At 61.7% G+C, this 14386-nt stretch carries 2 protein-coding genes; both read right to left on the bottom strand.

Annotation, left to right across the window (positions count from 1 at the left end; all coding sequences use genetic code 11):
• Nucleotides 1-86: 86 nt before the first annotated feature.
• The gene (locus ONZ54_RS09040; RefSeq protein ID WP_271787982.1) at nucleotides 87-6998 is read right to left on the bottom strand and encodes a type I secretion C-terminal target domain-containing protein; all 6912 of its coding nucleotides are present in this window, start codon (nucleotides 6996-6998) and stop codon (nucleotides 87-89) included.
• Nucleotides 6946-14136 (bottom strand): retention module-containing protein, encoded by a 7191-nt coding sequence (locus tag ONZ54_RS09035; RefSeq protein ID WP_271787981.1) that lies wholly within the window; start codon nucleotides 14134-14136, stop codon nucleotides 6946-6948. Before ONZ54_RS09035 ends, ONZ54_RS09040 begins: the two co-directional genes overlap by 53 nt.
• Between the last annotated feature and the right edge of the window lie 250 nt (nucleotides 14137-14386).

Genomic DNA, 14386 nt, shown 5'->3' with positions numbered 1-14386 from the left:
GGTGACCCTCTCTTCTACTGCCGCTATCTTAGCCGCCCCCTCAGTCAAAAAACAGGGGCCAGGCATAGCCCGGCCCCGTTACCTGATTACGGATCAACCTTGAGGTTACCATCATCCAGCAGTTGCTTGATGATATCCTGGTTAGAACCCAGGGAGGCAAGATCAAGGGAGTTCTGGAACTGAATCGTCAGCTCGGAACCACCGACCACGCCATCAGGGTCTATCGTCAACGTCTTGGTGGCGGTATCAAACTGCAAGTAACTGTCCAACGCCGCCGCCAAATCATCGTTGCTGCCACCAGTCGGCACCCCAACCAGCAAATCAGACAGATCCAGCACATCCCCCCCACTGGCCATATTCCCCAGGGTAAAGTCTGTGATGTTGTCCGTACTGCCATCTGCATCGCCTGCAAGCCACTTGAAGGTATCGCTACCGGCGCCCCCTGTCATGGTGTCGCTACCGAGGCCGCCGATCAGAATGTCATCACCCAGGCCACCGATCAAAGTGTCGTTGCCTGAGCCTCCATGCAGGTAATCATCCCCTTCACCACCATCAAGGGTGTCATTGCCTTCCTGGCCAAAGATAATGTCATTGCCAGTCCCGCCCAGAAGAGTGTCATTACCACCGCTACGACCACCTTCAACACTCAGCTCTGTGAGGTGGGTACGGATATAGTCCACCGTCTGTTCACGGGTCCAACCATGACTTGTTTCCAGGGTCTCGAATACCAGCCAACCGGACCCTGCAGGCAAGGTCAGGCCCAACTGGGTTGCCAGCGCATCGGTATTGAGCGCATCACCAAACAAAATATCATTGCCTGCGCCCCCATCGACCACATCATTGCCAGCTCCAAGCAGCACGGTTATCTGATCACCCTCGGTCAGTGCCGCCGTCAACTGCTCGGCACTGGTCACAATCTGGGCTTCCCCTATCGGGGCACTGAAACCCTGCTCGACCCGGATATTGTCTATTTGCACTTCGGCAGTGCGACTGTTGGAGTTATCAAGCAGCTCAAACACAAAGCCGTATTGCCCGGCTGCAAGCCCGTTAGTGGTGATGGTGCTGTAAGATGTTGTCCCAGATGTACCAATACCGGTGATCGTGCCACTTTGTAGTGGGCTGGCCAGATCCCAAGCACCGCCATCGAGCCTTACCAGCTTCCAGGTGAAGCTGTCACTGGAATTGACAGAACTCAAGGCATACTGGAACTGCAGGCTTGCGCCAGCTTGTGCCGCCGAAATCTGGATAGCATTGGCAACGGCCAGCGCCAATACGGTTCTGTCAGTATCAGAACTCGTACGGTCATCCCTGATACGCAAGTAGCCTCCAGTGACAGTATGGGACCCCTGTGGATCACCGCTACGTACCCACCCCGAGGCTGCATTGATGCCACTGCCTCCACTGCCAAAGGTCGCCAGATCGAGGAAGCTGCCAGCGGAGTAGAACTGCGAGCCGGTTTCCGTCGTGTTGTCAAAGAACTTGAGCAGCTCCTGATTGACGCTGTTGGTCACCCCGATGGCATTGACCTGACTGATGCTGCTCAGCGACTCAAACGCATCGACAGACTCCTTGACCACCGTGTAGGTAGTACTATCGCCCGGGCCGGCAACCTGATTGCTGTCGTTGATGTAGTAGGTTGGATTGCCATCCGTGACGAAGAAGGTCAGGTTTTCATAATCGGGATCTGCCTGACTGCCGTTGTTGAACCACTGCACCGCCTGATTGAAAGCTGCCTCATAGTTGGTCCCTCCGTTGGCAACCAGGGCATCAATGGCATTGGTCAAGTTGATCACATTGCTGGCATCCAGACCTACAATGGTCACGCGTTCACTGGCATTGGTGGCAAAACTGATCAGGGTGATATTGATCTCGCCATCATGATCCTTGAGCTGATTGGCCAGATGTGTCAGGGACGCCTTGAGCATGCTCAGGCGTCCGCCTTCCATACTGCCGGACACATCGACAACCAGAGCGATATTGTAGCTCTGGCCCGGGATGAAATTGGTGGTTGTGCCACCCACATCCCCGACCAGAATATCGTGACCAGCACCGCCTGCCACAACACCATCCACATTGCCATCCGAGTTGGGTACCTTGTGATCGTCGCCTGTGCCTGGTGTCCCCGTGCTGTCGGGGGTATCCGAGGAGTTGCTGCCCACCACCAGGATATTGGACGCCACAGGGGGCTCATTGCTCTTGACCGATACAGTGAAGTTGGCGCTGGCCTGATCGCCATCGCCGTCCGTCAAGGTAGCGCTGAAGTCGAGCTCAATATCGGGGGGCGTTATCTTGTCTATCACCCCGAAGTTCTCAATTCGTACCGAGTCATTACCATCCAGCACAAAGCGCACGTAGAGCTGACTGAACTCGCCGTCGGGTTCTATGCTGGCCAGCTGCATTGAGCCATTCAGACCTGACAGGACAAGCTCTCCTGAGTCGATGACGGTGACACCATCGGCCGCATAGGCCACCCACTGTATGGTGCTGGTATTGGTATTGCCAACCCCATACACATTGAAAGAGAGGCCATCAACACCCGTCGTGGTGGATACCTTGAACCCTTCGTTATTGTCCAGGTTGCCATTTTTGATCCCGAACCCGTTGTTGTTCGGATTAAGGTTATCTGCATCGCTGCCAGGCAGATTTTGAGGGTTATTGACACTGCCATTGAACAGCAGTCCATCGAACAGGACACCAATCCCGCCAGCAGTTACCCCAATCGTCTCAACCGGCCCACCGGCACCGAACTGTGAACCGATCGAGAAGGTCTGGGTTGGCTGCGGAGTGACAAGATTGAAGCTGTAAGTATTGTCTTCATCGAGTGTCAGGGTATAGAAGACTTCGGGTGGTTGCCCACTGCCATCAATAGTGGCTACCAGGGTCTTCCCGTCCATAGACAAGGTCTCGGTGATCCCGGCCAGATCCGGCCATCCGGTCAATGTCAGTCCACCACTGGCCAGAGGGCCGTCAGCCCCAAAGGAGACGCCAAACAATCCCCCCGTGGTGATGGTAGCCACATTCATAACCTCAAGGCTTTCGATACCTGTGATCACCGGCATATCATCTTCAATGACAACACTGACCTGCTTGGTATCACTCAAATCACCGTCGCTGACCGACAGGTTGAACGTAAATGTCTCCAGCCCTTCCTGATTGTCTCCAAACTCATGATCGATGGGGCCCAGCAGGTCGACCGTGTATTTGCCCGTCGGATCCACAGATACCTGTATGACCGGGTTCCCACCCACAGAGCCAACCAGGATCGCAGAGCCGATACCGCTCCACACAACAGGCTGCCCACCGGAGCTCAAGCTGGATGGTGCTGAGAGAGTGAAGGTAAAGGCACTGCTGTCGATGTCCGTCACACCTGCCGTGGCATTGGCTGATGTGCTGTCAGTGGTATCGCCCGGATTGGGTGAATTATCCGGATTGGCCCCAAGCAACCCCTCTTCAGAGATACGCAGATCAGAGACGGTCAGCATGGGGGCATCATTGGTCGCAGTGACCGTCACGGTGAAGTCCTGATTGGCAGCACCCCCCTCGTCCGTGGTCCCCGCCACATTGCCATTCACTACCCCGCTCCAGTCCGCCGGCAAGGTAAAGCCCGGCACGCCCGCCACGCTCGCACCGCTCCAGCTGTAACTGCCCACCGCGCCAGCCACCCAGCCAGCCCCCATCACCGCACCTTCCGGCACATTGCTCAGGGTCACCGTCACGCCGGTCACCTCTTCCGAACCATCCGTATCCGTCGCATTGACACTCAACTGCGCCGCCAGCGACACCGCCACCGGGGCATCCGTTTCACCCAGCACCAGGCTGGTCGCACTGACACTGATGTCCCCTTCCACATTGATGGTGACAGTCCCGCTGCTGTTGGCACTGCCCTCGTTGGTGGTCGCCACCACTGTGTAGCCTATCGGCGCGCCGTCGTTGGTCGCGCTGCCCGCCACCCCAGCTGTGGAGTAGTCCGCCGGGAACACCAGCCCAAACGCACCCGGCAAGGCCCCGCCGGTGACCGTCACCGTCAGCACGTTACCCACCAGGGTGCCCCCCACCGCCGTGGTCCCCGCCGGCAGGTTGTCAAAGGTGTACACCAGACTGGTCCAGCTCTCGGAGCCATCGCTGTCACTGATGGTCACTGTGTTGGTCAACAGCACCTGCAGCCCGGCGTCGGTCTCGGTACTCACCACGTTCAGTGCCTGCGCATTGAAGTCGATGTCATGGCCGGCAGTGACCGTCACGGTGAAGTCCTGATTGGCAGCACGCCCGTCCGTGGTCCCCGCCACATTGCCATTCACTACCCCGCTCCAGTCCGCCGGCAAGGTAAAGCCCGGCACGCCCGCCACGCTCGCACCGCTCCAGCTGTAACTGCCCACCGCGCCAGCCACCCAGCCAGCCCCCATCACCGCACCTTCCGGCACATTGCTCAGGGTCACCGTCACGCCGGTCACCTCTTCCGAACCATCCGTATCCGTCGCATTGACACTCAACTGCGCCGCCAGCGACACCGCCACCGGGGCATCCGTTTCACCCAGCACCAGGCTGGTCGCACTGACACTGATGTCCCCTTCCACATTGATGGTGACAGTCCCGCTGCTGTTGGCACTGCCCTCGTTGGTGGTCGCCACCACTGTGTAGCCTATCGGCGCGCCGTCGTTGGTCGCGCTGCCCGCCACCCCAGCTGTGGAGTAGTCCGCCGGGAACACCAGCCCAAACGCACCCGGCAAGGCCCCGCCGGTGACCGTCACCGTCAGCACGTTACCCACCAGGGTGCCCCCCACCGCCGTGGTCCCCGCCGGCAGGTTGTCAAAGGTGTACACCAGACTGGTCCAGCTCTCGGAGCCATCGCTGTCACTGATGGTCACTGTGTTGGTCAACAGCACCTGCAGCCCGGCGTCGGTCTCGGTACTCACCACGTTCAGTGCCTGCGCATTGAAGTCGATGTCATGGCCGGCAGTGACCGTCACGGTGAAGTCCTGATTGGCAGCACCCCCCTCGTCCGTGGTCCCCGCCACATTGCCATTCACTACCCCGCTCCAGTCCGCCGGCAAGGTAAAGCCCGGCACGCCCGCCACGCTCGCACCGCTCCAGCTGTAACTGCCCACCGCGCCAGCCACCCAGCCAGCCCCCATCACCGCACCTTCCGGCACATTGCTCAGGGTCACCGTCACGCCGGTCACCTCTTCCGAACCATCCGTATCCGTCGCATTGACACTCAACTGCGCCGCCAGCGACACCGCCACCGGGGCATCCGTTTCACCCAGCACCAGGCTGGTCGCACTGACACTGATGTCCCCTTCCACATTGATGGTGACAGTCCCGCTGCTGTTGGCACTGCCCTCGTTGGTGGTCGCCACCACTGTGTAGCCTATCGGCGCGCCGTCGTTGGTCGCGCTGCCCGCCACCCCAGCTGTGGAGTAGTCCGCCGGGAACACCAGCCCAAACGCACCCGGCAAGGCCCCGCCGGTGACCGTCACCGTCAGCACGTTACCCACCAGGGTGCCCCCCACCGCCGTGGTCCCCGCCGGCAGGTTGTCAAAGGTGTACACCAGACTGGTCCAGCTCTCGGAGCCATCGCTGTCACTGATGGTCACTGTGTTGGTCAACAGCACCTGCAGCCCGGCGTCGGCCTCGGTACTCACCACGTTCAGTGCCTGCGCATTGAAGTCGATGTCATGGCCGGCAGTGACCGTCACGGTGAAGTCCTGATTGGCAGCACCCCCCTCGTCCGTGGTCCCCGCCACATTGCCATTCACTACCCCGCTCCAGTCCGCCGGCAAGGTAAAGCCCGGCACGCCCGCCACGCTCGCACCGCTCCAGCTGTAACTGCCCACCGCGCCAGCCACCCAGCCAGCCCCCATCACCGCACCTTCCGGCACATTGCTCAGGGTCACCGTCACGCCGGTCACCTCTTCCGAACCATCCGTATCCGTCGCATTGACACTCAACTGCGCCGCCAGCGACACCGCCACCGGGGCATCCGTTTCACCCAGCACCAGGCTGGTCGCACTGACACTGATGTCCCCTTCCACATTGATGGTGACAGTCCCGCTGCTGTTGGCACTGCCCTCGTTGGTGGTCGCCACCACTGTGTAGCCTATCGGCGCGCCGTCGTTGGTCGCGCTGCCCGCCACCCCAGCTGTGGAGTAGTCCGCCGGGAACACCAGCCCAAACGCACCCGGCAAGGCCCCGCCGGTGACCGTCACCGTCAGCACGTTACCCACCAGGGTGCCCCCCACCGCCGTGGTCCCCGCCGGCAGGTTGTCAAAGGTGTACACCAGACTGGTCCAGCTCTCGGAGCCATCGCTGTCACTGATGGTCACTGTGTTGGTCAACAGCACCTGCAGCCCGGCGTCGGCCTCGGTACTCACCACGTTCAGTGCCTGCGCATTGAAGTCGATGTCATGGCCGGCAGTGACCGTCACGGTGAAGTCCTGATTGGCAGCACCCCCCTCGTCCGTGGTCCCCGCCACATTGCCATTCACTCCCACCCTCCCGTCCGCCGGCAAGGTAAAGCCCGGCACGCCCGCCACGCTCGCACCGCTCCAGCTGTAACTGCCCACCGCGCCAGCCACCCAGCCAGCCCCCATCACCGCACCTTCCGGCACATTGCTCAGGGTCACCGTCACGCCGGTCACCTCTTCCGAACCATCCGTATCCGTCGCATTGACACTCAACTGCGCCGCCAGCGACACCGCCACCGGGGCATCCGTTTCACCCAGCACCAGGCTGGTCGCACTGACACTGATGTCCCCTTCCACATTGATGGTGACAGTCCCGCTGCTGTTGGCACTGCCCTCGTTGGTGGTCGCCACCACTGTGTAGCCTATCGGCGCGCCGTCGTTGGTCGCGCTGCCCGCCACCCCAGCTGTGGAGTAGTCCGCCGGGAACACCAGCCCAAACGCACCCGGCAAGGCCCCGCCGGTGACCGTCACCGTCAGCACGTTACCCACCAGGGTGCCCCCCACCGCCGTGGTCCCCCCCCGCTCGGTTGTCAAAGGTGTACACCAGACTGGTCCAGCTCTCGGAGCCATCGCTGTCACTGATGGTCACTGTGTTGGTCAACAGCACCTGCAGCCCGGCGTCGGTCTCGGTACTCACCACGTTCAGTGCCTGCGCATTGAAGTCGATGTCATGGCCGGCAGTGACCGTCACGGTGAAGTCCTGATTGGCAGCACCCCCCTCGTCCGTGGTCCCCGCCACATTGCCATTCACTACCCCGCTCCAGTCCGCCGGCAAGGTAAAGCCCGGCACGCCCGCCACGCTCGCACCGCTCCAGCTGTAACTGCCCACCGCGCCAGCCACCCAGCCAGCCCCCATCACCGCACCTTCCGGCACATTGCTCAGGGTCACCGTCACGCCGGTCACCTCTTCCGAACCATCCGTATCCGTCGCATTGACACTCAACTGCGCCGCCAGCGACACCGCCACCGGGGCATCCGTTTCACCCAGCACCAGGCTGGTCGCACTGACACTGATGTCCCCTTCCACATTGATGGTGACAGTCCCGCTGCTGTTGGCACTGCCCTCGTTGGTGGTCGCCACCACTGTGTAGCCTATCGGCGCGCCGTCGTTGGTCGCGCTGCCCGCCACCCCAGCTGTGGAGTAGTCCGCCGGGAACACCAGCCCAAACGCACCCGGCAAGGCCCCGCCGGTGACCGTCACCGTCAGCACGTTACCCACCAGGGTGCCCCCCACCGCCGTGGTCCCCGCCGGCAGGTTGTCAAAGGTGTACACCAGACTGGTCCAGCTCTCGGAGCCATCGCTGTCACTGATGGTCACTGTGTTGGTCAACAGCACCTGCAGCCCGGCGTCGGTCTCGGTACTCACCACGTTCAGTGCCTGCGCATTGAAGTCGATGTCATGGCCGGCAGTGACCGTCACGGTGAAGTCCTGATTGGCAGCACCCCCCTCGTCCGTGGTCCCCGCCACATTGCCATTCACTACCCCGCTCCAGTCCGCCGGCAAGGTAAAGCCCGGCACGCCCGCCACGCTCGCACCGCTCCAGCTGTAACTGCCCACCGCGCCAGCCACCCAGCCAGCCCCCATCACCGCACCTTCCGGCACATTGCTCAGGGTCACCGTCACGCCGGTCACCTCTTCCGAACCATCCGTATCCGTCGCATTGACACTCAACTGCGCCGCCAGCGACACCGCCACCGGGGCATCCGTTTCACCCAGCACCAGGCTGGTCGCACTGACACTGATGTCCCCTTCCACATTGATGGTGACAGTCCCGCTGCTGTTGGCACTGCCCTCGTTGGTGGTCGCCACCACTGTGTAGCCTATCGGCGCGCCGTCGTTGGTCGCGCTGCCCGCCACCCCAGCTGTGGAGTAGTCCGCCGGGAACACCAGCCCAAACGCACCCGGCAAGGCCCCGCCGGTGACCGTCACCGTCAGCACGTTACCCACCAGGGTGCCCCCCACCGCCGTGGTCCCCGCCGGCAGGTTGTCAAAGGTGTACACCAGACTGGTCCAGCTCTCGGAGCCATCGCTGTCACTGATGGTCACTGTGTTGGTCAACAGCACCTGCAGCCCGGCGTCGGCCTCGGTACTCACCACGTTCAGTGCCTGCGCATTGAAGTCGATGTCATGGCCGGCAGTGACCGTCACGGTGAAGTCCTGATTGGCAGCACCCCCCTCGTCCGTGGTCCCCGCCACATTGCCATTCACTACCCCGCTCCAGTCCGCCGGCAAGGTAAAGCCCGGCACGCCCGCCACGCTCGCACCGCTCCAGCTGTAACTGCCCACCGCGCCAGCCACCCAGCCAGCCCCCATCACCGCACCTTCCGGCACATTGCTCAGGGTCACCGTCACGCCGGTCACCTCTTCCGAACCATCCGTATCCGTCGCATTGACACTCAACTGCGCCGCCAGCGACACCGCCACCGGGGCATCCGTTTCACCCAGCACCAGGCTGGTCGCACTGACACTGATGTCCCCTTCCACATTGATGGTGACAGTCCCGCTGCTGTTGGCACTGCCCTCGTTGGTGGTCGCCACCACTGTGTAGCCTATCGGCGCGCCGTCGTTGGTCGCGCTGCCCGCCACCCCAGCTGTGGAGTAGTCCGCCGGGAACACCAGCCCAAACGCACCCGGCAAGGCCCCGCCGGTGACCGTCACCGTCAGCACGTTACCCACCAGGGTGCCCCCCACCGCCGTGGTCCCCGCCGGCAGGTTGTCAAAGGTGTACACCAGACTGGTCCAGCTCTCGGAGCCATCGCTGTCACTGATGGTCACTGTGTTGGTCAACAGCACCTGCAGCCCGGCGTCGGCCTCGGTACTCACCACGTTCAGTGCCTGCGCATTGAAGTCGATGTCATGGCCGGCAGTGACCGTCACGGTGAAGTCCTGATTGGCAGCACCCCCCTCGTCCGTGGTCCCCGCCACATTGCCATTCACTACCCCGCTCCAGTCCGCCGGCAAGGTAAAGCCCGGCACGCCCGCCACGCTCGCACCGCTCCAGCTGTAACTGCCCACCGCGCCAGCCACCCAGCCAGCCCCCATCACCGCACCTTCCGGCACATTGCTCAGGGTCACCGTCACGCCGGTCACCTCTTCCGAACCATCCGTATCCGTCGCATTGACACTCAACTGCGCCGCCAGCGACACCGCCACCGGGGCATCCGTTTCACCCAGCACCAGGCTGGTCGCACTGACACTGATGTCCCCTTCCACATTGATGGTGACAGTCCCGCTGCTGTTGGCACTGCCCTCGTTGGTGGTCGCCACCACTGTGTAGCCTATCGGCGCGCCGTCGTTGGTCGCGCTGCCCGCCACCCCAGCTGTGGAGTAGTCCGCCGGGAACACCAGCCCAAACGCACCCGGCAAGGCCCCGCCGGTGACCGTCACCGTCAGCACGTTACCCACCAGGGTGCCCCCCACCGCCGTGGTCCCCGCCGGCAGGTTGTCAAAGGTGTACACCAGACTGGTCCAGCTCTCGGAGCCATCGCTGTCACTGATGGTCACTGTGTTGGTCAACAGCACCTGCAGCCCGGCGTCGGTCTCGGTACTCACCACGTTCAGTGCCTGCGCATTGAAGTCGATGTCATGGCCGGCAGTGACCGTCACGGTGAAGTCCTGATTGGCAGCACCCCCCTCGTCCGTGGTCCCCGCCACATTGCCATTCACTACCCCGCTCCAGTCCGCCGGCAAGGTAAAGCCCGGCACGCCCGCCACGCTCGCACCGCTCCAGCTGTAACTGCCCACCGCGCCAGCCACCCAGCCAGCCCCCATCACCGCACCTTCCGGCACATTGCTCAGGGTCACCGTCACGCCGGTCACCTCTTCCGAACCATCCGTATCCGTCGCATTGACACTCAACTGCGCCGCCAGCGACACCGCCACCGGGGCATCCGTTTCACCCAGCACCAGGCTGGTCGCACTGACACTGATGTCCCCTTCCACATTGATGGTGACAGTCCCGCTGCTGTTGGCACTGCCCTCGTTGGTGGTCGCCACCACTGTGTAGCCTATCGGCGCGCCGTCGTTGGTCGCGCTGCCCGCCACCCCAGCTGTGGAGTAGTCCGCCGGGAACACCAGCCCAAACGCACCCGGCAAGGCCCCGCCGGTGACCGTCACCGTCAGCACGTTACCCACCAGGGTGCCCCCCACCGCCGTGGTCCCCGCCGGCAGGTTGTCAAAGGTGTACACCAGACTGGTCCAGCTCTCGGAGCCATCGCTGTCACTGATGGTCACTGTGTTGGTCAACAGCACCTGCAGCCCGGCGTCGGTCTCGGTACTCACCACGTTCAGTGCCTGCGCATTGAAGTCGATGTCATGGCCGGCAGTGACCGTCACGGTGAAGTCCTGATTGGCAGCACCCCCCTCGTCCGTGGTCCCCGCCACATTGCCATTCACTACCCCGCTCCAGTCCGCCGGCAAGGTAAAGCCCGGCACGCCCGCCACGCTCGCACCGCTCCAGCTGTAACTGCCCACCGCGCCAGCCACCCAGCCAGCCCCCATCACCGCACCTTCCGGCACATTGCTCAGGGTCACCGTCACGCCGGTCACCTCTTCCGAACCATCCGTATCCGTCGCATTGACACTCAACTGCGCCGCCAGCGACACCGCCACCGGGGCATCCGTTTCACCCAGCACCAGGCTGGTCGCACTGACACTGATGTCCCCTTCCACATTGATGGTGACAGTCCCGCTGCTGTTGGCACTGCCCTCGTTGGTGGTCGCCACCACTGTGTAGCCTATCGGCGCGCCGTCGTTGGTCGCGCTGCCCGCCACCCCAGCTGTGGAGTAGTCCGCCGGGAACACCAGCCCAAACGCACCCGGCAAGGCCCCGCCGGTGACCGTCACCGTCAGCACGTTACCCACCAGGGTGCCCCCCACCGCCGTGGTCCCCGCCGGCAGGTTGTCAAAGGTGTACACCAGACTGGTCCAGCTCTCGGAGCCATCGCTGTCACTGATGGTCACTGTGTTGGTCAACAGCACCTGCAGCCCGGCGTCGGCCTCGGTACTCACCACGTTCAGTGCCTGCGCATTGAAGTCGATGTCATGGCCGGCAGTGACCGTCACGGTGAAGTCCTGATTGGCAGCACCCCCCTCGTCCGTGGTCCCCGCCACATTGCCATTCACTACCCCGCTCCAGTCCGCCGGCAAGGTAAAGCCCGGCACGCCCGCCACGCTCGCACCGCTCCAGCTGTAACTGCCCACCGCGCCAGCCACCCAGCCAGCCCCCATCACCGCACCTTCCGGCACATTGCTCAGGGTCACCGTCACGCCGGTCACCTCTTCCGAACCATCCGTATCCGTCGCATTGACACTCAACTGCGCCGCCAGCGACACCGCCACCGGGGCATCCGTTTCACCCAGCACCAGGCTGGTCGCACTGACACTGATGTCCCCTTCCACATTGATGGTGACAGTCCCGCTGCTGTTGGCACTGCCCTCGTTGGTGGTCGCCACCACTGTGTAGCCTATCGGCGCGCCGTCGTTGGTCGCGCTGCCCGCCACCCCAGCTGTGGAGTAGTCCGCCGGGAACACCAGCCCAAACGCACCCGGCAAGGCCCCGCCGGTGACCGTCACCGTCAGCACGTTACCCACCAGGGTGCCCCCCACCGCCGTGGTCCCCGCCGGCAGGTTGTCAAAGGTGTACACCAGACTGGTCCAGCTCTCGGAGCCATCGCTGTCACTGATGGTCACTGTGTTGGTCAACAGCACCTGCAGCCCGGCGTCGGTCTCGGTACTCACCACGTTCAGTGCCTGCGCATTGAAGTCGATGTCATGGCCGGCAGTGACCGTCACGGTGAAGTCCTGATTGGCAGCACCCCCCTCGTCCGTGGTCCCCGCCACATTGCCATTCACTACCCCGCTCCAGTCCGCCGGCAAGGTAAAGCCCGGCACGCCCGCCACGCTCGCACCGCTCCAGCTGTAACTGCCCACCGCGCCAGCCACCCAGCCAGCCCCCATCACCGCACCTTCCGGCACATTGCTCAGGGTCACCGTCACGCCGGTCACCTCTTCCGAACCATCCGTATCCGTCGCATTGACACTCAACTGCGCCGCCAGCGACACCGCCACCGGGGCATCCGTTTCACCCAGCACCAGGCTGGTCGCACTGACACTGATGTCCCCTTCCACATTGATGGTGACAGTCCCGCTGCTGTTGGCACTGCCCTCGTTGGTGGTCGCCACCACTGTGTAGCCTATCGGCGCGCCGTCGTTGGTCGCGCTGCCCGCCACCCCAGCTGTGGAGTAGTCCGCCGGGAACACCAGCCCAAACGCACCCGGCAAGGCCCCGCCGGTGACCGTCACCGTCAGCACGTTACCCACCAGGGTGCCCCCCACCGCCGTGGTCCCCGCCGGCAGGTTGTCAAAGGTGTACACCAGACTGGTCCAGCTCTCGGAGCCATCGCTGTCACTGATGGTCACTGTGTTGGTCAACAGCACCTGCAGCCCGGCGTCGGTCTCGGTACTCACCACGTTCAGTGCCTGCGCATTGAAGTCGATGTCTCCCAAAGGGGTAACATTGATGGTCAGCACTGAGGTAACTGTGTCTTCTCCATCGGTTACCAGATAGCTAACCGGTGGAACAGCGCCGGAAAAATCAGGAGATGGAGTAAACGAGAAACTGCCATCACTGTTAATAATCAGCGTACCAATCCCTTCTTGAGTCGTGATTGTTCCTGCCGCAATACCAAGCACATCCCCCCAGCTATAACTCACTACGCTGGCCCCCTGCGGCCCATCGGGATTCACTGAATTACTCAATACGTTACCCAAGGCAGATGTGTCTTCTGCGATGGAGAACGCCTCATCACCATCACTCAGGTCATTTATCGGGTCTATGGTCAAGGTCAACGTAGAGGTCACGGTATCTACTCCGTCGGTTACCACATAGGTAACAGGCGGAACCGCACCATCATAGTTGGGCGCAGGCGTGAAGGTAAAACTGCCATCGGTGTTGACGATCAGGCTGCCGATACCATCAATCGTGACGCTCGTACCGGCAGTCACGTTGATATTGTCTCCCCAACTGAATAGCGGTACCGATGCGGCTTCAGGGCCATCAGTGTTGACGGTGTTGGTGAGCAAATTTCCATTCAGCACCGCACTCTCAGCAACCGTCAACTGCTCTCCTTCATCACTCAATTCGTTGGTTAGCAGTGGCTCTGCAAGTTGCTCTGTATCCACCACTGGCTCAGTCTGATAAGCAGTGTCAAACCCGGCGGCAGCAATGGTTGCATCACCCGTTCTATCAATGGTGACAAAACCGCCATTACCGCTGGCCCCGGCAACCCCGCCAATGCCACCGCCACCACCACCGGCTGCAGGTGCACCACCTGCGGCAGAAGCCTCAAAATTTTGTGTCGGGTCGACCCCTTGCAAGATCGATTGTTGCAGTGCTGCAATTTCAGGGGAGGTAGCCGTGCCATCGTCCGGGACTTGCTGCAGTCCCGGTACAGGTACATCCGGCGCAGAGGAATCTGGCGTGGTGGCGGTAGGAGCATCGTCATAGGGAGCCAATAACAGCTTGGCATCATCTGCAATATTGAGCTTGGCTCCGGGTTGCAGAATTTCACCTTTCTGCAATGGGCGACTGCTTCCATCGGCCAGCAAGATTTGAACATTGCCTTCAATAGAAGACACCACCACGGTTTTGTCGATTACTTGAGTGCGCATATCCATTGCTCCAACATGACAGATCTTGATGTCTACACCATAGATACCCGCCTCCCTGGCTTCCGTTGCAAAAATGTATAGGGTTGGTTCAAACCAAGAGCAATGCAGCCCATTAAATCGAAGGGTCTTTTTTATATTATTGAATCAATCACTTAATTGGGATTCGAGTAAAGCCTTAGCGAATTTGCTATTAAAAACCTCGATGCTTATTTATATTTCGCATAAAAAAAGGCCCCTATGGGGCCTCAGT

The organism is Aeromonas salmonicida (assembly GCF_028355655.1).
Lineage (GTDB): Bacteria > Pseudomonadota > Gammaproteobacteria > Enterobacterales > Aeromonadaceae > Aeromonas > Aeromonas salmonicida.
This window is presented reverse-complemented; position numbering and strand designations above follow the sequence as displayed.